The sequence below is a fragment of the Chryseobacterium sediminis genome, assembly GCF_008386505.1.
GTDB classification, from domain to species: Bacteria; Bacteroidota; Bacteroidia; order Flavobacteriales; family Weeksellaceae; genus Chryseobacterium; species Chryseobacterium sediminis.
In genome coordinates, this window is sequence record NZ_VUNZ01000001.1 from 688,596 (window position 1) to 711,316 (window position 22,721).

Below are 22,721 nucleotides of genomic sequence, written 5' to 3' on the forward strand. Positions count from 1 at the left end.
TTTAATACAATTTAAATAATTTTTATAATATGATTATTCGTCGGAAATTTGCCTTGTCAATATCAACAAAATACAAGACAATGAATTATCAAAAAGAAATACAGATTAATACTGCAGCACAGACTGCTAAAAAAGGTCTTCCTGCAGCACTATGGGCATTAACAATAAGTGCTTTCGGAATAGGAACTACGGAATTTGTCATTGTAGGTCTGCTTCCAACAGTAGCTTCTGATTTAGGCATTACAATTCCTTCAGCCGGGCTATTGGTAAGTCTTTATGCAATAGGAGTGGCTATTGGGGCTCCCATCTTAACGGCATTAACAGGGAAAATTCCACGCAAGACCCTTTTAGTTTCCATTATGCTTTTATTTGTTATCGGAAATGGTTTGGCATCTATTGCTCCGGGTTTTATCACCTTAGTGTTGGCAAGAATTCTTACAGGATTTGCTCACGGGGTTTATTTTTCCATCGGTTCTACCATCGCGGCTTCATTGGTTCCTGAAGAGAAAAGAGCTACAGCGATATCTATTATGTTTGCCGGACTTACATTAGCGATCGTAACAGGAGTACCATTAGGAACTTTTATCGGACAGCATTTCGGCTGGAGAGCAACCTTTATTGGGGTTTCCATCCTTGGAATTATAGGATTAATTGCCAGTTTATTATTGGTTCCTAACAACCTGAAAAATGGAAAAACAGCTTCTTTAAAAAGTCAGTTTAAAGTATTGGGAAACAAACGTCTGATTTTTGCCTTCCTGATGACTGCTATGGGATACGGAGGAACATTTGTAGTTTTTACCTATCTGTCACCCATTTTACAGAAAATCACCGGATTTCAGGAGTCTACTGTGACTTTTATCCTGCTGATTTACGGGATTGCCATTGCCCTGGGAAATTTAATTGGAGGTAAAGTGGCGAATAAAAACCCTTTGAAAGCACTTCTATGGATGTTTGCGGCTCAGGGACTGGTATTGCTTGCCTTTTATTTTACAGTAAGCAGTCCGGTACTAAGTATTATTACACTTTTCTTTTTAGGAGCATTATCATTTGCTTCTGTTCCGGGACTTCAGCTGTTGGTGGTACAGATTGCAGAAAAAGAACTTCCGGGAACTGAGGATGTAGCATCAGGGATTAATATTGCTGCGTTTAATGTGGGGATTGCGATCGGATCTTATGTGGGAGGAATGATTGTGACTTCATCTTTAGGATTGGTGAGTACGCCATGGATTGGGGCTTTATTTTTGGTGGTTACCGTATTGATTACCTTATACAGTATCCGTTTAAGCAAGAAAAATTAAGGGTTTACTATCTGGTTTATCCCATCCTTGTCAAGGTTTAAAACTTTGACAAGGATGGGATTTTTAGAGATATCATGGAAATCTGCTGGAGCTGAGTAATTACTACTTTGATTTATCAAATCTCATAAATCTCCGCGTCCGTAAATACAAAAAATGTACTTTTCTTAGGCAGGTTTTTGGTATCCAATCCTGTAAATTCACTAAATGCAGGAAGCAATAACTGATTGCTGCTGAGCGCAAAGCAGGGAAGTCTTATATTTTTCACAGCAGAACTCAGCACAATTCCGGGGTGAATATGTCCGGTAATCTGGAATCCGGATTTAGTTGTATCAAAATCGTGAATGAAAGTAATTCCATCTATTTCCAGCCATTCGGATTTGTGATGAAAACATAATTTTTTCTCCAACGATTCAGAGATCCGGTCATGATTTCCTTCAATAAGGTAAAACTGTATATCAGGATACTGGTTTTTCCATGTGCAAAATTCGTCCACATCAGAATTATCTCCGGCATGAAGCAGATCTCCAACTACAATAAATTTTTCAGGATGAAAATATTCAATCAATGCTGATAACCTGTCCAGGTCGCTTTTCATAATATGATTTGCCAATGCAATACCATTTTTACGGAAATGTGCCGTTTTCCCGATGTGAAGATCAGAAAGGATAAGAGCTTTTTCTCTTTCCCAAAAGGCTGCACGCTGATTGGTCAGAATGAAAGTTTTATTTTGTAAAGAAATGCTTTTGGTTGCTATAAACACGTTTTATAGTTGAAAATTTAATGTTTAAAGTTACATTATATTAATTGAATCAGCCAACCTTCCGGCTTACATGAAACTTTTCATCAAAAACATAAGTCAGAGGAAAGCCTGTAGCAATTTCCCTTTCTAAAATTTCTTCAGGAGACAGATGTTCAAGGTACATGATTAATGCGCGGAGACTGTTTCCATGAGCGACGATCAATACATTTTCACCCTTTTTTAACAATGGTCTTATCTGACTTTCAAAATAGGGAATCACTCTGTTGTAGGTGTCTTTAAGACTTTCTCCTCCGGGAGGAACCACATCATAAGATCTGCGCCAGGTATGAACCTGTTCATCACCATATTTCAGAGCGGTTTCTGCTTTATTTAAGCCTTCCAGATTTCCGTAAGAACGTTCGTTTAGGGCTTTGTCTTTAACGATAGGTATATTAGGGTTTCCCAGTTCATTCAGAATGATAGACAGCGTATGTTGCGCCCTGATGAGCGCCGAAGTGAAAGCAATATCTATTCTTTCTCCTTTTAAAGCAAGACCTGCTTTTCTGGCTTCTTCAATACCGGCTTCGGTTATATCAATATCTTTCCACCCTGTAAATCTGTTTTCCAGATTCCAGAGTGACTGTCCGTGACGGACTAAGAACAATTTTTCCATTTTAAATTTTATTTAAACTTCTAAGAAGCTATACTCTAAGTTACGATGATTATTTAAACTTATCAAGAAAATTAACTTAGAATATTAGGCTAAGAATAAGATTAAAATGATAGGTTTTTATTTAATGTTATAAATTTTAGAATCTCGCAAAGGCGCAAATTTTATATTATCTATTTTTATTTAAGGCGCAAGAACATTTCGACTTAGCTCAATGTGAGATTTTCAGCAAGATTAACGTGACTAAATTTTATCGGAGATAAAATCTTTGCGCCTTAAAACGTTATTATTATCAATTTTTTACGTCTTTGTGATAAACAAATATTCATCGGCATATCTGTTCTTACAGAAAACACATTAATTGATTATAAAAGATCACTTATATTAGAGAGCTTCAGCATTCTTTTAATTCTTGCATCAAGCCCTTCACTGGAAAGTGTTTGTCTCAGACTGTCTACTTTTATCGGGAAGCTCAGCGGAGTAAAAGAACGGGAATGTTTCAGAATAATTTCAGACTTTTCAATCCTTTTAAAAGCTTTTACAAGTCTCTGCTCCTGAAGCTGCATGTTAAAAACTTCCGTATAGGCCTGTTTTATTAAAAAGTGACTGGAATCGTGATCTTCCAGCACTTTAAAAATAAGTCCGGCAGAGCTTTGTAAAGATTTGTTAGAACGCTGCTGACCTGCATAGTTTTGAATCACCATTCCTGAAATTACGGCAATATCTCTGAATTTTCTCCTCGCCATTTCAGCTGAATTGATACTTGCAATCACATGGTTCATCAGATTGTCTCTGGTTAAAATCTGTTGAAGATTGTCTTCATTCAAAGGAATTTCTTTATCACTGAACAGCTCAAAACCATAATCATTCATCGCCATAGAAAAGGAAATAGGTGCCAGTTTTGAGATTCGATAAGCAACCAGTGCTGCCATTACTTCATGTACCAGACGGCCTTCAAAAGGATACATAAACAAATGATACCCTTCACGGTTTTTAATCATTTCGACAAGAAATTCATCTTCTTTGGGAATATGTGAATTCTTTTCCTGATTGATCAATAAAGGATGGAGAAATTTCAGTTCTTTTTCTGAAGCTTTAGGGTTTAAGGCATGGGACAGCTTTTCCCTTAAAAAATGTCCCAGATTGGTACTTAAAGGTAGCCTTCCGCCAAGATAACTCGGAACAAGCGCTCTTCCTTTAGCTGCTCTTACATAAACGGTCATGTCTTTGATGATGACAACTTCCAGTGTACGTCCGGCCAGAATAAATTTTTCCTCTTTTTTCAGTTTTGAAATAAAATATTCTTCAATCATCCCGATATAACCCCCGGAAATAAATTTCACCTTTAGCATGGCATCACTTACAATTACTCCCATATTCATCCTGTGGAGCATCGCTATTTTTCTTGATGTGACTTTATAAAGACCATCTTCCATAATAACGATCTTGTGAAATTCTTCATAGCTTTTTAAAACGCTTCCGCCAATAGTAAGAAATTCGAGAATAGCTTTCCATTCTTCATCAAGTATTTCCTGAAAAGCGTAGACTTTTTTAATCCTTTCATAGAGTTCATCAGGATAAAAACCATCGCCAACGGCCAGTGTCATGAGAAACTGAACCAAAACATCGAAGCATAAGACCTGTGGCTCTCTGGGTTCAACGACTTTCTGTTTTACAGCTTCTTTTAAAGCAGAAACTTCAATCAGTTCCAAAGAATGAGTGGGAACACAATAAATTCTTGAGGTTTCAAAAGGGGAGTGCCCGCTGCGTCCTGCTCTTTGAAGGAAACGCGCAACACCTTTGGCAGATCCTACCTGAATAACAGTATCCACAGGTTTAAAATCAATACCTAAATCCAGCGATGATGTGGAAACCACTGCTTTTAATTTTCCGGAGCTTAGATTTTCTTCAATCCAGATTCTCAAATGGGCATCAATGGAACTGTGATGAATCGCGATCTGTCCTGCAAAATCAGGGTGGGCATCTAGTAAAAGCTGATACCACATTTCACTCTGGCTTCTGGTATTTGTAAAAACAATGGTAGATTTTGATTCAAGAATAATCGGAACAACTTTATCTGCGAGTTTGTTTCCAAGGTGTCCTGCCCATGGTAAAATTTCAATTTCGTCCGGAAAAACCGGTAGAATATCTATTTTTTTATGTTCTTTGGCTGTAATTTTGGTCTTTTTGCTCTCATAAGGAATAAGAACATCCATGGCTTCATCCAGATTTCCAATGGTAGCCGTGATTCCCCATATTTTCATCTTTGGAACATATTTTCTAAGCTGGGAAATGGCGAGTTCTACCATGACACCACGCTTTGAACCTAATAATTCATGCCATTCATCAACAGCTACACATTTCATATCCCTGAAAAAGGTTTCATTATTCTTCTGGGCGAGAAGCAAATGGAGACTTTCAGGAGTTACAACGAGGATTTCAGGCATTTTTTTTACCTGCTGTTGTCTTACTTTAGGATCTGTATCTCCGTTTCTTACCCCTACAGCCCAATCGAGCCCGATTTCATCAATGGCTTCCTGCATCGCTTTTGCAATATCTTTGGATAAGGACCGAAGTGGGGTAATCCAGATCATTTTTAAGCCTTTCCTGTATTGTTCAGGATGATTCAAAAAGTCTGAAACCAAAGCTAGAAAGACAGAAAAAGTCTTTCCGAAACCGGTAGGAGCTATTACCATACCGCTGTAGCCGTTTCCAAATTTCTTCCAGGTTTCTATCTGAAATTTAAAAGGAGCAATACCTTTATCGGTCATCCATTGTTGGATGATCTTAAATCCGTTGGTATGTTCAAAAGCTGCCAATTTATATTTTGATTTAGTTTTTAACGCAAAAGGCGCTAAGTGTTTATATTCATTTTAATGTTTTTCGATCGCAAGGGTGTTTCACTAAGCAGAGACTGTATTTTAATTCATGTTTTAAAGGCAATTTCTGCTTTACTATCTTTTTAAAGCCATACTTCTTTTTTTATTTAAACTTTAACGCAAAGACGCTAAGTGTTTACACTCGTTTTAATACTTTTGTTCGCAAGGGCATTTTACTTAGCGAAGGCTATACTTGATTATGGCTGAACGTAGTGCCTTTGCGAACGAAAAAATATTCATAAATAACATGAAACCCTTTGCGGTCATCACGCTAAAATATTATTGTATTAATTTTTTTATTTCTTCCAAATTATCAATTTCATCCACAGTTTTATCTTTCCGCCATCGTACAATTCTCGGAAACCGAAGTGCGACACCGCTTTTGTGACGGTTGCTGAGACCTATTCCCTCAAAAGCAATTTCAAAGACCAGTTCTGCTTTTACAGTCCTCACAGGCCCGAATTTCTCGATAGCATTTTTGGTAACAAACCTGCTTACTTCCATGATTTCCTTATCCGTTAAACCTGAGTAGGCTTTAGCTATGGTAACCAGTGTATCTCCGTTTTTTACCGCAAAAGTGTAATCGGTATAGTAAGCACTTCGTCTGCCGCTTCCTTTCTGGGCATAAATAAGCACTGCATCAATGGTAAACGGATTGATTTTCCACTTCCACCAATCTCCTTTTTTCCGGCCGGAATGGTAGGGAGAGTTCTTTTGTTTTAACATTAATCCTTCACTGTTTACTTCCCTTGAATTTTCCCGAAGCAAATCAAGTTCTTCCCATTTTTCAAAGTCAAGGCTTGGGGAGATGTTGATGTTCTGAGGATTTTCATTTAATAATAATTCTTCGAGTAAAGCTCTTCTTGCGGAGATTGGTTTTTCTCTCAGGTCATTATTTTCAAGTTCTAATAAATCGTAGGCAAAGACTTCTATCGGAATTTCCGACAGCATTTTTCTAGTTAAAGTTTTTCTGTTTAATCTTTTTTGTAATTCGTTAAAATTTAAAACCTTATCATCCTTTACCGCAAGTATTTCTCCATCTATTACAAAGTTGCCTTTCATCGCCTTTACGACTTCTATGATCTCCGGAAACTGTTCCGTAACGAGTTCTTCTCCTCTTGACCAGATAAACACTTCGTCATTCCTACGGATGATCTGCCCGCGTATTCCGTCCCACTTATATTCTACCAGCCATTCATCAGAATTTCCCAGTTCTTCAGGTTTTTTTTCCAAAGGATAGGCAAGACAGAAAGGATAAGGTTTTGAGTTGTCAGGATTCACATTTTCAGCATCAATAAGTTCTTTGAAGGAAACTTCATCCGGCAGCCATTTTCCCATTAGACTATGCATCAGGGCGCTTGATTCCTGACCGGAAAATTTTGTCAGTGCATTGATCAAAGTTTTATCAGACACCCCGATTCTGAAACTTCCGCCAATTAATTTGTTGAAAATCAAACGTTCTGTATAATCCAACCCGTTCCATGAATTCAATACAAATTCTTTTTTTTCAGCATCTGTTTTCCCTTTTAAACTGACAATATCATTCATCCATTCTGATAAGGTACGCTCTATATTTTCTTCAGGAGGCGGAAGAATCAATGATAATGTTTCTCCAAGATCACCTACGGAAGAATAAGACTCCTGAAACAGCCAGTAAGGCAGCTTTGTAATCTCCAGAGCCCATTCTTTCATGTAATTGGTATTGACATTTCTCTTGGGTCTTTTTCCGGTAAACAAAGCGATAAACCATACTTTATCTTCATCGGGAGTACGTTCCAGATAATCAATGATGGCATCAATTTTAGCATTGGTCTTATTGGTCGTTTCCAAAGCGTTGATAAGGTCTGCAAAATGTCTCATGATTCCGGATTTTCTTTGATTTCTTTTTCAGATTCTTCTTCATCTTCTCCAAATAAGGTTTCCACAACATCTGCCCGGACTCCGATTTCATTCAGATATTTTGAAAAAACTTCCGTCTGGCCGTGGGTAACATGTACAATCTCAGCTTCTGTTGCTTTTACAGTTTGTAATAATCCCTTCCAGTCTGCATGGTCACTCATTGCAAAACCTGCATCTGCACTCTGCCATCTTCTGGCACCGCGAACCTGCATCCAGCCGGAACATATTGCAGTAGCAGGATCAGGAATTTTTTTAATGATATTGCTGTCGAGTAAAGCAGGAGGAACAATTACAATTTCATGTTCCATCTCTTTTGGGCGTTCTCTGAAATCTGCAATGGTATAGTCAGGAAGATCAATTCCTACTGTTTCAAAGGCTTCATTGAGTTTTCCGATAGAATAATGAACATATATTTTCCCCAGATCTTCTACCGCCTTCATAATGCGTTGGGCCTTTCCTAAAGAATACCCGATGAATACTGATGTTTTATTATTTTCTTTATTCTTCAGTACCCAGTTTTGTAGTTTTTTATTTAAATCCGGAACTTCCAGCCAATTGTAAATGGGCAGTCCAAAAGTACTTTCTGTAACAAATTCATTACATTTTACCAGCTCAAAAGGAGTACTCAATCCGTCATCCTGAACTTTGTAATCTCCTGAAATAACAGTTACATATCCTTTATATTCAAGTCTGATCTGTGCAGAACCAATAATATGTCCGGCAGGATGAAGAGAAAGTTTTACCCCATTAATGGTCACAATTTCCCCATATTCCATGCTCTGGCATTCAATATCCGTTCCGATTCTTTGATGGAGGATAGGTTTTGTGAAATGGTGGCAAAGGTACTTTTTCATTCCCCAGCGGGCATGATCAGCGTGGCCATGGGTAATGACTGCCATATCTACCGGCCTCCAGGGATCTATATAAAATTTTCCCTGTGGACAGTAAATTCCTTTTTTGGTAAATGTGATTAATTTCAATGGTGTGATTGGTTTTATAGAATAAGCTTCAAAAACTTAACCAATTTACAATAAACTGTTTATTTTTTGTTGATTGAATGTCTGAAAACAGATAAAAAAAGCTGTTTCAATCCGAAACAGCTTTTCTATATTATTTTTCGTTAAGTATGTCACTTACATGATCAATCCATTGATAATCAGGAATTGTTTTGTCGATGAAATAATCGGGCTGAATTCCTTTTCCGTCAATAGCCATATCCGGAATACGGAAGCTTTTCGAGAGTGAATATCCTAGTTTAAATTCATTGCAGGGTGAAGCAACGAAGTACATATTGGAGATATCCAGAACACCGGCAGTTGTTGTTCCGAAAAGTTTCACTTTTTTACTTTGTTTGGCTGCAAGCAAAAATTCTTCTGCTGTACTGCCGTTTCCTTCATTGATGATAATTCCTACATTTTTTGGATACGGTGAAATTTTATCCATTTTATTGATTCCCACAATCTTTCCATCATCCTGCAGGCTTACAAACTTGCCTAAATTTTTGCTTAGTTTGTCATAAGATTTTTTCAGATATTCTCTGTCCTCAGGCGATATTCCGTACTTTTGATAGTTTTCATAAAGGTCCAGCATTCGCTGGTTATTCAGTTTTGTGGAATAAAACTGTGTTCTTACGCTTCTTATAGGATTAGTATAGATATACGGAATGATTTTAGCAAAGCTGTTGTCACTTCCACCGCCATTGTTTCTGATATCAACGATCAGATTTTCAGTACTTTCAATTTTAGATTGGTTGGCGGTGATAACACTGTCTATATCTTTTTTCAAAGCTCCATTAAAGGAAGGAATTCTTAAAAGCAGGGTAGTTTTATTAATTTCTTTTAAAAAGGGCTTTTCTGCTCTCGTTGCTTCAAAGTAAGTCTCAATCCCTTCTTCTTTTTCAAATTTTGGAGAAACTCTTTTTAAGGTAAATTCATTGATTTCAAGATAATTTTTTCCAATAAATCTGATATTGTTTATTTCCTGCCCGGATTTATTTCTTAAATAGTAAGTTCCTTTTGTTTTATCAGCATTAAGGGTTAGTTTTAATTCATAAGGTTTCCAGTTTTCTGCTCCGGATTGGATAATAAACCCCTTATAAACATCACCGATTTTTTTTATTCCTATCGTGTAAGGCTGAACTTCCCAGATTCCTTCAATATCTGAATCTTTTTTAGAAACAACTTCCTTTTTAAATTTTTCAATATCTATTTTTACCGTTTCAGTTTTATTATTTTCGGATGCTACCGGCTGAGACTGAGGCTGCTGATTGTCTTTTTCGATCATATTAATTGAAAAATGACCGGATCTGAAGAATTTAAGCCATTCATAAATGGTCTGAGCGCATTCTAAATCTGTTTTTTTATTTTTGATTTTGTTCAGAAAGTCATTGTTATGCGCCTGATAAGCTGAGATTCCTTTTTTATCAATTACATATTGATATCCGGCGTCATTTTCCTCGAATGTTTTTTTTACCCATTGAAAATTGCTTTCACAATTACAGTTTTGAGCAAAGCTAAAAGAAGATGAGGAGATAAAAATTAAAAAGAGTGTCTTAATTTTAAGCATACATGGTTTTTTAGTTTGAAAGCTACAAATCTAACGATAAATATATTTTTTTATGATTTGAAAAGGGTATTTATTTAGTAAAACCCTCATCTTTTACTAGATTACCTGGACTTTTCAGCAATATAAAATTGAACGCTGCACCAATATTAAGCTTCCTGAAATCTTAGAAATTTGTATCAACATTAAAAAAGAATACAATGAGTAAAACAATTTTAATTACAGGTGCAGCAAGTGGATTCGGAAAGATTGCTGCTTTTGAACTTGCTAAAAAAGGGCATAAGGTAATTGCTACTGCACAGGTCTATCCTCAAATGAGTGATTTAATCCGAGAAGCTAGTGAACAGGGAATTGATCTGACGGTGGATAAACTGGATGTAACCAGCCAAAGAGACATTGATTATATCTTAAAAAAGTATGAAATAGATATTTTAATCAGCAATGCGGGAATCATGGAAGGCGGTCCAATTGCTGAGCAGCCGGTAGATATTATCCGTTCTATGTTTGATGTGAATGTGTTTGGTGCATTGAATCTTGCCCAGGGATTTATCAAAAAGTTTGTTGAAAAGAAGAGCGGTAAGATTGTTTTTACCTCTTCAATGGGAGGGTTATGGACGGTTCCATATGTAGCTGCCTATTGTGCATCAAAACACGCTTTGGAGTCTATTGCTGAAGGGTTAAGAACTGAACTTGCTCCGTTTAATATCAAAATTGCTACCTGCAACCCGGGTGTGTTTGGAACAGGATTTAATGACAGGGGAGTAGATTCTATTTTCCATTGGTATGACCCGAAAATTAACTTCACTCCGGAATCTGCTTTTGATGGAGCTGCAGAATCTTTAGCTCATCAGCTGGATCCACAGTCTATGGCAGAGGTGATTGTGAATGTAGCATTAGATGATGAAAGCCATTTTAGAAATGTACATCCAAAGGAAACTGAAGATTTTGTAAAACAGCTTCAGGCAGATGCATGGACCGCAAAAAGCTAATATTATGGAACTGAATTATAAAACCGCAGAAAAAGCGCTACATGCAGCAAAAGAAAAAGCATTATCCATGAATATTCCTGTAAGTATTGCCGTGGTAGATGCCGGAGGACATTTATTTGGATTGGCAAGACTGGACAGTGTCTATGGAGTGGTTGATTTTGCCATTAAAAAAGCAAAAACAGCAGTCATGTTCGGAGTAAACAGTGATCTGATGGGAGGAATCATTTCAGAAACCGGTATTCACGGCTACGGAATGCTGAACTCCAATGAGGGACTTCTGACTATTGCAGGTGGTGTTATCCTCAAGAATGCAGATGGAGATATCATTGGTGCAATAGGCTCATCAGGCGGAACTCCTGAACAGGATAAAGAAATTGCAGAGGCGGGTGCTTTGGCTATTGCTTAAATTTCAGATATTTGTATTATGGAAAATACTTCGGAGATCATATTTGACAAACTTGTTTATTCATGTGCTTTTGAGTCTTACAGAGGTCATGAAGAATTTATTCCGGACCATTTTCTGGGATTTCAGATCTCCGGAGAAACGCATGCTTTTCATGAACAGGGTAAGACTGTGATCAAAGAAAATACAGTAGTTCTGGTCAGAAAAAATCAACTGATCAGGACTATTAAATATCCTTCAACGCATGAAAAGTATCAGTTTATCTCCATTACGCTTGATGATGAAACGCTGAGACAGTATGCCAATGAAAATAGAATAGCTGTAAATAGTAGTTTTCCAGGAAATCAGCGGTTGTTTTTTGAGCCCAATGATTTTTTTAAGAGCTATTTTACTTCTCTTATTCCTTACATTAATAAAACACAGGAGATTCCACCAAAATTAGCTGTTTTAAAGGTGAAAGAAGCCATAGAACTTCTTTTGCTGAGTAATCCTGATCTTAAAAATCTTCTTTTTGATTTTTCTGAACCTCATAAAATTGACCTTGCCGCATTTATGAACAAAAATTTTATGTTCAATGTATCGGTAGATGCTTTTGCAAGACTTACAGGCCGTAGTTTATCAGGATTTAAGCGGGATTTCAATAAGACATTTAAAATGACACCAAAGCAATGGCTGAAAGAAAAAAGATTAAAGGAAGCGTATTATTTAATTAAAAACAAGGATAAAAAACCTTCAGATATTTATCTTGATCTGGGTTTTGAGAATTTGTCCCATTTTTATTCTTCTTTTAAAAAGAAATTTGGCGTAACGACTACAGAAGTTTAATATAAATCAATAAAAAACACAATTTTTAATATAAGAGTTGCTTAATTGTTGGAAAATGCAAAGACACAAAAAGGATTTTAAAATTTTTCTGTGCCTTTGCATTTTCCGACAATTTCTATTAAGGAATTATATTTTCAGCCCTTAATCTTTCAAAGACATCTGTAAAAGAATCTTCTGTACTCGTATAAGCCGTGAAACCTAGTTTTCTGCTTTTTGACATATCACACATCACTTCCAGAGGTCTTCCCAGATCAAGATCGGTATGCCATGCTGAAGAGAGACGGGCAAGATTTCTTTCTTTCAGATTATATTTTTCTGCAATTGAAGTCCAGATTTCGTGGTCGTTTTCCAGCTCTTTTTCAAGAGGTTTTATCGTACCGTCAAAACCTTCAGCTTCTATACCAAACCAATCTGCCAGCCTTTTCCATAGCCATTTCCATCGGAAAACATCTCCATTAGTAATATTGAATGCCTGGTTCCTTGCTGATTCCGTGGTGGATGCCCAAACCAATTGTTGAGCCAAAACTCTTGCATCTGTTACATCCGAAATGCCATTCCATTGTGCTTCAGACCCCGGCCAGATAAATTTTCGTCCTGTTTCTTTACATATACTGGCATATACACCCAATGTGGTCCCAATATTCATTAGATTTCCAACGGCATATCCAACAACTGTATGTGGTCTGTGAATGCTCCATGTGAAGCCATCTCTTTCGGAAGCTCTGTACACTTCATCTTCCTGTGCATAGTAGAAATTGGGAAGCGGAAGCCTTGGATGTTCTTCTCTGACAGGGGTTTCCGGTAAAACTCCTTTTTTAGCATATGCCTCAAAAGGGCCCAGGTAATGTTTAAGCCCTGTAACCAAAGCGACATGCTTCACTGATTTTTTAGATGATAAAACAGTTAACAAATTTCTCACAAGCATACTATTGACAAGAATATTTTCCTCTTCAGTATCATTACGCATCCAGGTGGTAAAGTAAATATGAGTAGGAGAGATTCCTTCCAATGCTTCAGCAAGATCCTGTTCATTCATCAGGTCTGCTTTAACAGGATGAAGACCCTGGATATTGGAGGTTGGATTCCTGGACAATCCATATGTTGTCCAGCCTTGAGCGATCAGTTCCTCAGCGAGGTTACTCCCTGTAATTCCGGTAGCGCCTACTACCAATGCAATATTTTCCATAAGTATTGTAAAATTTCTTGTACAAAATTATGGGTGATAAGAGGCTTTTATCCTTGATTTGGATCATGTATTCAGGTTGATCTGGATCAAGTGTTGTTTAAAGAATTCTTTTTACGGATTCTGCTTACGGTTTCAGGAGCAAGACCAAGATAAGAGGCAATAAGATTGTGAGGCACTCTTTTGATCATTTCAGGGTTCTTTTGTGCCAGTTGAAGATATTTTTCTTCAGCAGTATAACCGTTGGAAACAATAAGCCTGTAATCTTTTGTAACGAGGCTGTTCTGGTATAAAATTCTAAAATAACGGTCCATTACAGGAATTTCCAACAGCATTTTTTCATAATTTTCCAATGTGATCATCAATACTTCCGTTTCTTCAATAGCATCAATATTCAGGACAGATTTTTCCTGATTGATAAAACTGTTGAAGTCTGAGATCCACCAGCCTTCAAACGCAAACATATTGATGTGTTCATTTCCTTTTTCATCCAAGAAAAAAGACTTTAACAGACCTCTGCTTACAAAAGACAGCGATTTGCAGATATCTCCTTCCTGAAGAAGATATTGTTTTCTACGAAGCTTTTTGAGGGTAAAGAAGGACTGAACCTGACTTTTCTGTTCGTCAGTAATATCAACTTTGTTTTCGATATGGGAAAGCAGGACATCAAACATCAAATAAATATTTTATCAAAAATAGCACTTTCAACTGCAACCGAAGTTTTATTTTTCAAAATCATAGAGGTTGATTCCGGTTTCTTCATTTTTAATTTTTATGACTCTTGTATTTAGCGGATATAAAATAAATTCTGCTGCTCCCTGGATTTTAGCTTCTAAAAGGTGTCCGGCCAGGGCGGAGTAATCTTCTTTTCCTAATGTAATATGAAGATGTAGAGTCAATTTTCCTTCTATTTCAGAGATATTTTCGGAGATATTGGTGACTTCCATCTGTTCTTTAAAGGTTTTGTCAACATATTTTTTGGTGGCTGGATTAAAGAAACGAAGCGTTGCTTCACTCACAGCTCCGATTCCCGTAACTTCTCCTGCCTGAATATTTTGGACATTAATAAAATCCGTTAAAGTTTCTACAATATTGGAATGGTTATTAAGGCTAACCAGATAAATTGAACCTGTTCTTCTTGCGGACCAATTATTTCCTTTATAATTTTGAATCTCCATAATATTAAGATTTAAAGGTATACATACAATAATTATGCTTTGTTCAACCTTAAGTTTAAATATGTTTTGTTTCTGCTGAAATTTCTAAATAGTAAGTCCTTAAAACCGGTAAAAAATACCGAAATTTGCAGAAATAAGAAGTAATGAAGATTGTAGATATAGAGAACTGGAACAGAAAAGAACATTTTGAATTTTTTTCTAACATGGCAAGCCCTTATTTTGGATTTACAACGGAGGTAGACTGTACAAAAGCATATGATACTGCTAAAGAAAAAGGATATTCTTTTTTTGCCTATTATTTCCACAAATCTATGGCCGCGATCAATACCATTGATGAATTAAAACTAAGAATCATTGACGATCAGGTGATACAGTTTGATACAGTGCATGCCGGCAGTACGATCGGAAGACCGGATGGTACTTTCGGGTTTTCATTTACTCCTTTTTCAGAAGATTTTGAAACCTTCAATGCGGCGCTGCAGGAGGAAATAAAAGGAGTACATGAGACTTCGGGGTTAAGATTGAGTAATGAAAGACTGGGAAAAGACCACGTAAGACATACAACCATTCCGTGGAATTCCTTCAGTGCTATACTGCATCCTACAGATTTTAATACCACAGAATCTGTTCCTAAAATTGCTTTTGGTAGATTCAATATCCGCGACGGCAGAAAATATCTTCCGGTTTCTATTGAAGCACATCACGGGCTGGCTGATGGTCTTCATCTTGCCAAATACATGGAAGAATTTCAAAGACAGCTTGATCAGTAGAGGATTGTAAGTCTGAAGAATTCACTTTTTTAATAGTAAATTTTCCGTTTTTCTATTTTCACAATTTGGTCTTTCTCCATTTGCTTTATGGTCCGTATAACAGTTTCTACACATAATCCGGTAAGTGAAGCGAGCTGCTGTCGGGTAAGTGGAATCTGGAAAGAATAAGGTGTTTTATCTTCATGATAACTTTTCAGGTAATCCATCAGCAGTTTCAGTTTAGCAACGGGATTTTGGAAAGAAAGATTATACAGCATGATATATTTATAATACATTCTTTCAGCCAGACATTCGTAAATACTGAGTGAAATTTCTGGGTTATTTTTAATCAGATCCAAAAAATTCTGCTTCGGCATTTTATAAATAACAGAATCTTCTATTGCTACAGCATTCATAGGGTAAGGCCGGTCTACAAACAGCAGAGATTCGCCAAAACTGTGACCGTCTGAGAATATATTCTGAATAAACTCTTTCCCATCCATCGTATAATTATTGAGTTTAATTTTCCCTTTTTCAATCTGGTAATAATGGGAGGGAAACTCTTCTTCATGGAAGATCATTTCGCCTGTCTGATACGTTCTGGTTTCCGCTCCAAAAGAAATTAATAAGCTTTCAATGATCATAGTTGTTATTATTTATAAAAATAAAGGAACACCTATTTTATTGATTTCTTTTATGATGTGGTACCATTCAAATACCACATATATTCATTTTTTTATAGGTGTTTAGCCTGAAAAACATTGACTGAGATCATAAAAAGTAAAGGCAATAACCAGTTACATTTACATCCCACCAAAAATTAATGTACAAAGAAGGGGAAACATACTGATAAAAGCAGTTAAGATATTTTTGCTTAAAATATAACGTGGTATCTATGTGGTACACGGTTTTTATAAAATTTTAATCATTTTTTCTTTCTTTGCCAGTATAAAAATGAAATAAAATTCATAGGTGTGATTTTTTTAACATAATCATTCACTAAATACAAAGTATACCCTATGAATTATTGCATTATATTAATTAAAACCGATAAAATTTTGAATACATAAAAATTATTTTGTTCCCGATATTAAATTAGCAAAACACAGATTGAGCAGAGAAAAAAAGACTTTGTACAGATTCACAAAAGATGTGGTATCTGAAATACGTAGAGATGAGAAAGTATTATGAAAAATAGAAAACCTGAACACAATTTAGAGGATTTGAACCAGAAAATTCTTGTACAAGACGAAATTATGGCTTTAGCCAAAGCAAATTCCCCTCGTCTGCTGAATAAATTCAGACTGGTTTATCCTGATTTTTTTAAAAAGTTATCTGCTATACAGCCCGCCCTTAAAAACTCTGAATTGATCTTTTGTATTTACCTTAAGCTCAATATGACCACGAAGGAAATTGCAACATGTATTTTTGTGACACCCAAAGCGATACAAAACAGAAAAAACAGGATCAGAAAAAAACTCAACATTCCTTCTGAATTTGATATTTATAAATGGTTTAATGAAATTTAAACCATTTTTTTTGTATTTAAATTTCTATTACTGCTTTTTCCAGATCGTGATAGAGAAGAATTTTCCAACGGTTTTCTTTTGCCTCTTTTTCCCATTTAAGACGTAATTCCATTGCTTTTCTGCCATCAAAATCACTTTTATAGGCTACATGATATTTTAAATAGGAGGCCTGTGGAAGGTCATCAGCACCATAGAAAACCGTTTCTCCATTTTCCCTGATCCAGAAAACCTGCATAAAAGGGGTATGTCCGCCCACTACTTCATAGGAGATCTCATCTGTAATCTGTCCCTGATCCTCATTCATCCATGTAATATTAGGTAGTTGAATCAGCTGTTCCAAAATAGTAAAATCAAAAGAAGGATTACCTTTCTTTTCCATGGCAAAATCCAGTTCACGCTTCTGGATATAAATCTGAGCATTCGGAAAAGTGGCTTTAAAACCATCATCTGTAGCGGTTACTGCCCCTTCAATATGGTCTTTATGAAGATGGGACAGCAATAGCTTTGTAATTTGATCAGGATGAATATTTTCTCTTTCCAGAATTTCTGAAATAACAGTTGCTCCGGATTCATTTTTCCAGCCAATTCCTGCATCCAAAAGGATATAATCATTTTCAGTGATGATAAGAAAAGGCTGTACAGACATCTTGATTCCACCTACCTTATCAAAATTTTCTTCTGTTAAAAGAGTGAAGTCTTTAGTTTTGCTTGCTGAGAAATTGCCTTCTTTGAGCGGAATGATTTTCATGGTGCAAATTTCCTTAATATTTCTAACATTCAAAAGGTTTTCCATCGATATATATCATCAATAAAAACAATGATACAGACAGCGTGTTGAAATCATTCTACTTATGGCAGAATCCTATATTATTCATAGAAATGTAAAGGCATAGGACAAATAATTTCTTTTTTTAATGATTATCTTTGATCTCTTAAAAATCTGGCGGATGTATGATGATCTGCCTTCAGATATCTTTCAATTCAAATAAAAACTTTATACGTAATGCAGGAGAGTTCTTCCCATGGTATTTCCCGGACTGTTATCTGGCTAATGGCCATTATTTCCGGACTGGTAGTTGCCAATAATTATTACAATCAGCCTTTACTGGCACTTATTTCAGAAGAGCTGCAGGTTTCTGAGAGTGCAGCAAGTAAAATTTCTGTACTTACTCAGATCGGTTATGCATTGGGATTGTTGCTGATTGTTCCGTTGGGGGATAAGTTTTTCAGGAAGAAATTGATTTTAATAGATCTGTTTCTCGTTTTTGGATCACTTTTATGGATGACTTTTGCTACTCAGCTGTGGATGTTGTATGCTGCCAGTTTACTGATTGGGGCAACATCAGTTATTCCGCAATTGTTTGTGCCTATTGCTGCGGAACTTTCATCAGATAAAGAAAAATCGGGTAATATCGGATTGGTAATGTCTGGACTGTTACTGGGAATTCTTCTTTCCCGTTTTATAGGAGGAATAGTAGGTGAAGTCTGGGGCTGGCGGGCTATGTTTGGAATTGCGGCAGGACTCATGATCCTGGTGTGGCTGGCGGTATATAAAATGCTTCCTGAGCTTTCACCTAATTTTAAAGGGACTTACAAAGAGCTGATGCGTTCGGTTGCCCAGCTTGCCAGAACACAACCTGTTCTTCAGTTGGCATCTTTCCGCGGGGCAATGGCATTTGGGTCTATGTGTGCATTGTTTACAACATTGGTTTTTCATATGGAGAAACCGCCTTTTAATGCCGGATCATCCGTCGTGGGAAGTTTTGGATTAGCAGGAGCTGTAGGAGCTTTGGCGGCCGCAAAAGTGGGAAAACTTCAAAAATATCTTGATATTAACCGGATTATATTCTATTCTTTATTGATTGTTATAGGAAGCTGGGGTTTTACTTATTTTGCCGGAGAAACCTATTGGGGACTTATTGTAGGGGTAATTCTTGTTGACCTTGGTGTACAGTCAAGCCATATTATGAACCAGACCAATTATTTTCTGATTAAATCAAACGCGGTAAACAGGCTGAATACAGTGTATATGGTGTCTTATTTCATTGGGGGATCACTGGGAACCTGGCTGGCTTCCGTTGCATGGCAAAAAGCTCAATGGAGTGGGGTATGTTTTGTAGGAACGGTATTTGGAGTATTAGCTTTGATTGCTCATATCCTGTTTTCAAAAAGGGTAAATAGAGCAAATACCGACATGTAATTGTTTATATTTCTGAGACGTTTAAGACTCTGGATTTTATCTTTGATAAAATCCAGAGTCTTTTATTTTCAAACCTGCCTAATTTCAAAATCTGCAGAATCTCTTATTCTTCAATGGTTTCCTGTGCCATCATCATTTCTCTGTGTTTTCCTCCCCATTCGTCAAGCTGTTTCCAAATCGGGATCAGTTCCCGGGCAATATCTGTAAGTTCATAATCTACTCTTGGAGGAACTTCTGCATAAACAGTTCTTTTTACTAAGCTTTCTTTTTCCAACTCTCTCAACTGTAGGGTAAGCATTCTTTCCGTTATTCCTGAAATAGAGTTTCTAAGTTCGCTGAAACGTAATTTTCCGTCTTTTAGTTTGTTTAAAATAATCAGTTTCCATCGGCCTCCGATTTTACATACAGCATAGCTCAGATCGCATCCTTGTATATACTTTCTGTTGATATTATTTGTTGAATTTTCTTTTAGCTTTCCCATTACTTACAAATTTGTTAGTACCATACATTTAGCTGTATACAATGCAAATGTAAGGTTTGAGATTTAATTTTACACACAGAAAGCAGAAATATGCGGCAGTAAGGAACAATAGCGCTCACGTTCCCTGCAAAAATAATAGTAACTTAAATCAAAATGAAAATGCAGTTAACCTCTAATATCACACAGATTTTAAATCATTTAGAAAAAATAGAACCCTTCAATCCACAGAATTCCTTAGATGGAGCCCGTAAATATCTTGAAACAATGTCTCTTCAGCTTAGTGGTAAAAAAGAACCCGTTACAATGATTGAAGAATTGAATATTCAACAGGAAAACCATCAGACTCCCATCCGGATTTATCGTCCTAACGGAAAGAATGTTCAGAATTCATCGGCTATTATTTATATTCATGGAGGCTGGTTTATAGCCGGAGGATATGAAACCCATGATGCTGTAGTCCGCAAACTGGCTAATAAAACCGGATCTGTGGTTATTTTTATAGATTACCGTCTTGCTCCGGAGCATCCTTTTCCTGCAGGTTTAAACGATTCTCTAAATGGAATAAAATGGGTAATAGAAAATGCAGAATCTTTAGGAATTGATCCTGATAAAATAGGAATTATAGGAGATAGCGCTGGCGGAGCATTGGCCACCGCTGTTTCTACCCAAATAGGAAATCAACTGAAATTTCAGGTATTGATTTATCCTGCAGCCGATAATCAGCTCAATTCAAAATCTTGGAAAACTTATGAAAACGGGCCTGTTCTTAATAAGCAGGGTGGTATTGAAGCATGGGATTGGTACTTGCCCAAAGAAGAAAAAGATAATCCTTTGGCGATTCCGGTCTTAATCAAAGATTTTAAAGAAACTCCGCCTACTTTAGTGATTCTTGCAGAGCATGACCCTTTGATTGATGATGGGAAACAGCTTTCTGAAAATATGAAAAATGCAGGAGTTACACTTACAACAAGTCTCTACAAAGATATGGTCCACGGATTTATGCATATGGGAGAACTTTTGGAAGAAGTACAGTCTGCAGTAGGTGAAATGGCTGCTTTTGCCCATCAAAATTTTAATTCTGCCGGAGAAAAAGTATCATGAAAAAATACGCATATATTGGATGTCTTGGTTTTATAGCCGTTATTACAACAGAATTTGGAGTTATCGGAATTCTCCCGCAGGTGGCAGAACATTATAAAATCAGTATTGACAAAGCAGGATATCTTTTGAGTGCTTTTGCATTAATTATCGCTATTACAGGGCCTTTTATGACTTTGCTTACCTCGGGTTTTGATCGTAAAAAAATAATGCTTACAGCCATTTTCCTGTTTCTGGTTACAGGATTGGTGTCTTCTTTTTCACCTCCTTTCTGGCTGCTGATGCTGGTTAGGATTTTGCCGGCATTTCTACAACCTGTTTATATTGCGACAGCATTATCTGTAGCGGTCTCTCAGGCAGATGACCGGAAGAAAAATGAACTGATGGGAATTGTATTTAACGGTGTAGCCATTGCTATGGTAACCACTGTTCCTTTTGCAACATGGATTGCGGGTCTTTGGTCCTGGGAGTATTCATTTATGATACAGACTGCGGTAAGTCTGATTGCTTTAGCTGTCATTTATTTCCTTCTTCCTCCGATGCCTGTGAAAGAGAAAAAATCGTATGGAAACCAGGTCAGAATCCTGAAGCAGCCTCCATTTATTCTAAGTACACTGACTAACTTTTTCATGATTACCGCATGGTTTTCAACCTACAGCTATTTTGCAGATTATCTGAATAAGGCCAAAGGAATGGATACATCAATGGTAAGCTATATGCTGCTCTTGTTTGGGATTATTGGTGTGATAGCCAATGGAGTTGCCGGAAAAATGCTTAATAGAAATGTGGCAGGTACTACCGCTATTTTTCTTTCGGGAACTATTTTAGTGCCTGTTCTTTTATATTTTTCTGATGGAAATTTATGGGCAACTATTTTAGTAATCGGAGTTTGGGGATTTTTGTATTCACCCAGCTTTCTGAATGCTTCCACTTATATGATCTCCTCTGCACCGGACTCATTGGAATTTGCCAACAGCCTGGCAACCTCATTCGGAAATCTGGGAGTAACGGTGGGAACTACCATAGGAGGATGGGTCATCGTTACAAAAGGAGTAGAATTTATTCCCTGGATAGGTTTCGTTTTCGGACTTCTTGCATTTCTGATGATGATATTAAAAAACAGAGTTGAGAAACAGAGTCAGGTTCTATCCGCTTGTCAGAATTAAATTGTAACAATTTTTGTTACATTAAATAAATTTTAGTAACTTTGTACTATTAATTTGATTTAAAATTAAATACAATGAAAATAGAAATCTGGTCGGACGTAATGTGTCCGTTTTGCTATATCGGAAAAAATAATTTTGAACAGGCTCTAAGCAAGCTGCCTTTCAAGGATGAAGTAGAAGTAGAGTGGAAGAGTTTTCAGCTGGATCCAACTTTAGATCCCAAAAAAACTCAGGATACTATTCAATATTTTAGAGAAAAAAAAGGTGTTCCTGAAGCTCAGGCTACGCAAATGCTGAGTCAGGTTACCCAAATGGGAAAAGGAGCAGGAATTGATTTTGATTTTGGAAAAACTCTGATCACCAATACTTTCAGCGCTCATAAATTGCTTCATTTAGCTAAAAAGCATAACAAATCCAATGAAATGGAAGAAGCTTTGTTTATCGCTCATTTTATTGATGGTAAAAATGTAGGGGATACAGAAGTTTTGGCAGCTATTGCTGAAAATTTGGGGATTGACAAAGAGGAAGCAAGACAGGCCGTTACTACAGATCAATTGGATTATGAAGTGAATCAGGATATTCAGGAAGCAAGAAACAATGGTGTTTCCGGAGTTCCTTTCTTTGTTCTGAATGGTAAATATGCTGTTTCCGGAGCCCAGCCTGTTGAGGCATTTGAAAATGCGCTTCAGCAGACTTATAAAGAAACCGTAAGCCCGTTTAAGGATCTTTCCGGTGGCAGCGGAGCATCCTGTGATGCTGACGGATGCAGTATTTAAGATAATAGAACCCCAAAACATTTATTTGTTTTGGGGTTTTTAATTGAAAATATTAGAAGAAACTCTCGTATCTTTGTAATGCAGTGCCAACCGCTGT

22 protein-coding genes are annotated in these 22,721 nt (G+C 36.8%); 10 read left to right on the top strand and 12 right to left on the bottom strand.

All coding sequences use genetic code 11. The features are described 5' to 3' along the window. Positions 1 to 80 precede the first annotated feature (80 nt). Positions 81 to 1,298, top strand: a complete 1,218-nt coding sequence (locus FW780_RS03250) for an MFS transporter (RefSeq protein WP_149832176.1) — start codon at positions 81 to 83, stop codon at positions 1,296 to 1,298. Positions 1,299 to 1,413: 115 nt separating this feature from the next. Here the strand turns inward: FW780_RS03250 and pdeM are convergent, their stop codons facing one another. The 6 genes from pdeM to FW780_RS03280 form a co-directional block, all read right to left on the bottom strand. Continuing rightward, positions 1,414 to 2,058: a ligase-associated DNA damage response endonuclease PdeM gene (gene pdeM, locus FW780_RS03255; RefSeq protein WP_149832177.1), complete on the bottom strand. Its 645-nt coding sequence runs from the start codon at positions 2,056 to 2,058 to the stop codon at positions 1,414 to 1,416. 49 nt (positions 2,059 to 2,107) lie between these two features. Beyond that, entirely contained in the window at positions 2,108 to 2,710 is a 603-nt protein-coding gene (locus tag FW780_RS03260; protein ID WP_149832178.1) for a 2,3-bisphosphoglycerate-dependent phosphoglycerate mutase, read from the bottom strand. Positions 2,711 to 3,072: 362 nt separating this feature from the next. Then, complete coding sequence (locus tag FW780_RS03265; protein WP_149832179.1) at positions 3,073 to 5,526, bottom strand: ligase-associated DNA damage response DEXH box helicase; 2,454 nt, start codon at positions 5,524 to 5,526, stop codon at positions 3,073 to 3,075. Positions 5,527 to 5,865: 339 nt separating this feature from the next. Next, positions 5,866 to 7,446, bottom strand: a complete 1,581-nt coding sequence (locus tag FW780_RS03270; RefSeq protein ID WP_149832180.1) for an ATP-dependent DNA ligase — start codon at positions 7,444 to 7,446, stop codon at positions 5,866 to 5,868. Next, a complete protein-coding gene (locus FW780_RS03275) occupies positions 7,443 to 8,465 on the bottom strand; it encodes a ligase-associated DNA damage response exonuclease (RefSeq protein WP_149832181.1) in 1,023 nt (340 codons plus the stop codon). The genes FW780_RS03270 and FW780_RS03275 overlap by 4 nt, the downstream gene beginning before the upstream one ends. Positions 8,466 to 8,595: 130 nt before the next feature. Next, the gene (locus tag FW780_RS03280; protein ID WP_149832182.1) at positions 8,596 to 10,050 is read right to left on the bottom strand and encodes a S41 family peptidase; all 1,455 of its coding nucleotides are present in this window, start codon (positions 10,048 to 10,050) and stop codon (positions 8,596 to 8,598) included. Positions 10,051 to 10,247: 197 nt separating this feature from the next. On the opposite strand from FW780_RS03280, the gene FW780_RS03285 reads away from it, so the two are divergent. Genes FW780_RS03285 through FW780_RS03295 form a run of 3 tightly spaced genes read left to right on the top strand, consistent with a single transcriptional unit; the run spans position 10,248 to position 12,264 of the window. After that, positions 10,248 to 11,036 (top strand): SDR family oxidoreductase, encoded by a 789-nt coding sequence (locus tag FW780_RS03285; protein WP_149832183.1) that lies wholly within the window; start codon positions 10,248 to 10,250, stop codon positions 11,034 to 11,036. Positions 11,037 to 11,040: 4 nt separating this feature from the next. Continuing rightward, positions 11,041 to 11,442 carry a GlcG/HbpS family heme-binding protein gene (locus FW780_RS03290; protein WP_149832184.1) on the top strand — a complete coding sequence of 134 codons (402 nt, stop codon included), beginning with the start codon at positions 11,041 to 11,043 and terminating at the stop codon, positions 11,440 to 11,442. A gap of 18 nt (positions 11,443 to 11,460) precedes the next feature. Next, positions 11,461 to 12,264, top strand: a complete 804-nt coding sequence (locus tag FW780_RS03295; RefSeq protein ID WP_149832185.1) for a helix-turn-helix domain-containing protein — start codon at positions 11,461 to 11,463, stop codon at positions 12,262 to 12,264. 118 nt (positions 12,265 to 12,382) lie between these two features. Here the strand turns inward: FW780_RS03295 and FW780_RS03300 are convergent, their stop codons facing one another. The 3 genes from FW780_RS03300 to FW780_RS03310 all read right to left on the bottom strand — a co-directional run bounded on the left by FW780_RS03300 (position 12,383) and on the right by FW780_RS03310 (position 14,625). After that, a complete protein-coding gene (locus FW780_RS03300) occupies positions 12,383 to 13,450 on the bottom strand; it encodes an SDR family oxidoreductase (protein WP_149832186.1) in 1,068 nt (355 codons plus the stop codon). 86 nt (positions 13,451 to 13,536) lie between these two features. Then, on the bottom strand, positions 13,537 to 14,121 hold the full coding sequence (locus tag FW780_RS03305; RefSeq protein ID WP_149832187.1) for a Crp/Fnr family transcriptional regulator: 585 nt from the start codon (positions 14,119 to 14,121) through the stop codon (positions 13,537 to 13,539). 48 nt (positions 14,122 to 14,169) lie between these two features. Continuing rightward, positions 14,170 to 14,625: a PPC domain-containing DNA-binding protein gene (locus tag FW780_RS03310; RefSeq protein WP_149832188.1), complete on the bottom strand. Its 456-nt coding sequence runs from the start codon at positions 14,623 to 14,625 to the stop codon at positions 14,170 to 14,172. 143 nt (positions 14,626 to 14,768) lie between these two features. Here FW780_RS03310 and FW780_RS03315 point away from each other — a divergent pair, with 143 nt between their 5' ends. Then, a complete protein-coding gene (locus FW780_RS03315; RefSeq protein WP_149832189.1) occupies positions 14,769 to 15,395 on the top strand; it encodes a chloramphenicol acetyltransferase in 627 nt (208 codons plus the stop codon). 29 nt (positions 15,396 to 15,424) lie between these two features. Here FW780_RS03315 and FW780_RS03320 read toward each other — a convergent pair whose 3' ends face one another. Next, on the bottom strand, positions 15,425 to 16,018 hold the full coding sequence (locus FW780_RS03320; RefSeq protein WP_149832190.1) for a Crp/Fnr family transcriptional regulator: 594 nt from the start codon (positions 16,016 to 16,018) through the stop codon (positions 15,425 to 15,427). A 543-nt stretch (positions 16,019 to 16,561) separates the two neighbouring features. On the opposite strand from FW780_RS03320, the gene FW780_RS03325 reads away from it, so the two are divergent. Beyond that, entirely contained in the window at positions 16,562 to 16,903 is a 342-nt protein-coding gene (locus tag FW780_RS03325; RefSeq protein WP_149832191.1) for a helix-turn-helix transcriptional regulator, read from the top strand. A gap of 16 nt (positions 16,904 to 16,919) precedes the next feature. Here FW780_RS03325 and FW780_RS03330 read toward each other — a convergent pair whose 3' ends face one another. After that, positions 16,920 to 17,651, bottom strand: a complete 732-nt coding sequence (locus FW780_RS03330; protein WP_149832192.1) for an MBL fold metallo-hydrolase — start codon at positions 17,649 to 17,651, stop codon at positions 16,920 to 16,922. Positions 17,652 to 17,906: 255 nt separating this feature from the next. Here FW780_RS03330 and FW780_RS03335 point away from each other — a divergent pair, with 255 nt between their 5' ends. Further along, complete coding sequence (locus FW780_RS03335) at positions 17,907 to 19,103, top strand: MFS transporter (RefSeq protein ID WP_149832193.1); 1,197 nt, start codon at positions 17,907 to 17,909, stop codon at positions 19,101 to 19,103. Positions 19,104 to 19,206: 103 nt separating this feature from the next. Here FW780_RS03335 and FW780_RS03340 read toward each other — a convergent pair whose 3' ends face one another. Next, the gene (locus FW780_RS03340; RefSeq protein ID WP_149832194.1) at positions 19,207 to 19,584 is read right to left on the bottom strand and encodes a winged helix-turn-helix transcriptional regulator; all 378 of its coding nucleotides are present in this window, start codon (positions 19,582 to 19,584) and stop codon (positions 19,207 to 19,209) included. Between the two features lie 153 nt (positions 19,585 to 19,737). On the opposite strand from FW780_RS03340, the gene FW780_RS03345 reads away from it, so the two are divergent. The 3 genes from FW780_RS03345 to FW780_RS03355 all read left to right on the top strand — a co-directional run bounded on the left by FW780_RS03345 (position 19,738) and on the right by FW780_RS03355 (position 22,624). After that, the gene (locus FW780_RS03345) at positions 19,738 to 20,685 is read left to right on the top strand and encodes an alpha/beta hydrolase (RefSeq protein ID WP_241676832.1); all 948 of its coding nucleotides are present in this window, start codon (positions 19,738 to 19,740) and stop codon (positions 20,683 to 20,685) included. Beyond that, positions 20,682 to 21,848 carry an MFS transporter gene (locus tag FW780_RS03350; protein ID WP_149832195.1) on the top strand — a complete coding sequence of 389 codons (1,167 nt, stop codon included), beginning with the start codon at positions 20,682 to 20,684 and terminating at the stop codon, positions 21,846 to 21,848. Before FW780_RS03345 ends, FW780_RS03350 begins: the two co-directional genes overlap by 4 nt. Positions 21,849 to 21,922: 74 nt before the next feature. After that, on the top strand, positions 21,923 to 22,624 hold the full coding sequence (locus tag FW780_RS03355) for a DsbA family oxidoreductase (protein WP_149832196.1): 702 nt from the start codon (positions 21,923 to 21,925) through the stop codon (positions 22,622 to 22,624). The last annotated feature ends 97 nt before the right edge of the window (positions 22,625 to 22,721 follow it).

What these genes read in the sequence shown, in the direction of transcription:
- FW780_RS03325 (WP_149832191.1), top strand. Translation starts at nt 16,562, where the DNA reads ATGAAAAATAGAAAACCTGAACACAATTTAGAGGATTTGAACCAGAAA.
- FW780_RS03295 (WP_149832185.1), top strand. Translation starts at nt 11,461, where the DNA reads ATGGAAAATACTTCGGAGATCATATTTGACAAACTTGTTTATTCATGT.
- FW780_RS03330 (WP_149832192.1), bottom strand. Translation starts at nt 17,651, where the DNA reads ATGAAAATCATTCCGCTCAAAGAAGGCAATTTCTCAGCAAGCAAAACT.
- FW780_RS03345 (WP_241676832.1), top strand. Translation starts at nt 19,738, where the DNA reads ATGAAAATGCAGTTAACCTCTAATATCACACAGATTTTAAATCATTTA.
- FW780_RS03285 (WP_149832183.1), top strand. Translation starts at nt 10,248, where the DNA reads ATGAGTAAAACAATTTTAATTACAGGTGCAGCAAGTGGATTCGGAAAG.
- FW780_RS03300 (WP_149832186.1), bottom strand. Translation starts at nt 13,450, where the DNA reads ATGGAAAATATTGCATTGGTAGTAGGCGCTACCGGAATTACAGGGAGT.
- FW780_RS03290 (WP_149832184.1), top strand. Translation starts at nt 11,041, where the DNA reads ATGGAACTGAATTATAAAACCGCAGAAAAAGCGCTACATGCAGCAAAA.
- FW780_RS03280 (WP_149832182.1), bottom strand. Translation starts at nt 10,050, where the DNA reads ATGCTTAAAATTAAGACACTCTTTTTAATTTTTATCTCCTCATCTTCT.
- FW780_RS03250 (WP_149832176.1), top strand. Translation starts at nt 81, where the DNA reads ATGAATTATCAAAAAGAAATACAGATTAATACTGCAGCACAGACTGCT.
- FW780_RS03305 (WP_149832187.1), bottom strand. Translation starts at nt 14,121, where the DNA reads ATGTTTGATGTCCTGCTTTCCCATATCGAAAACAAAGTTGATATTACT.
- FW780_RS03320 (WP_149832190.1), bottom strand. Translation starts at nt 16,018, where the DNA reads ATGATCATTGAAAGCTTATTAATTTCTTTTGGAGCGGAAACCAGAACG.
- FW780_RS03340 (WP_149832194.1), bottom strand. Translation starts at nt 19,584, where the DNA reads ATGGGAAAGCTAAAAGAAAATTCAACAAATAATATCAACAGAAAGTAT.
- FW780_RS03315 (WP_149832189.1), top strand. Translation starts at nt 14,769, where the DNA reads ATGAAGATTGTAGATATAGAGAACTGGAACAGAAAAGAACATTTTGAA.
- FW780_RS03270 (WP_149832180.1), bottom strand. Translation starts at nt 7,446, where the DNA reads ATGAGACATTTTGCAGACCTTATCAACGCTTTGGAAACGACCAATAAG.
- FW780_RS03355 (WP_149832196.1), top strand. Translation starts at nt 21,923, where the DNA reads ATGAAAATAGAAATCTGGTCGGACGTAATGTGTCCGTTTTGCTATATC.
- FW780_RS03310 (WP_149832188.1), bottom strand. Translation starts at nt 14,625, where the DNA reads ATGGAGATTCAAAATTATAAAGGAAATAATTGGTCCGCAAGAAGAACA.
- FW780_RS03335 (WP_149832193.1), top strand. Translation starts at nt 17,907, where the DNA reads ATGCAGGAGAGTTCTTCCCATGGTATTTCCCGGACTGTTATCTGGCTA.
- FW780_RS03350 (WP_149832195.1), top strand. Translation starts at nt 20,682, where the DNA reads ATGAAAAAATACGCATATATTGGATGTCTTGGTTTTATAGCCGTTATT.
- FW780_RS03260 (WP_149832178.1), bottom strand. Translation starts at nt 2,710, where the DNA reads ATGGAAAAATTGTTCTTAGTCCGTCACGGACAGTCACTCTGGAATCTG.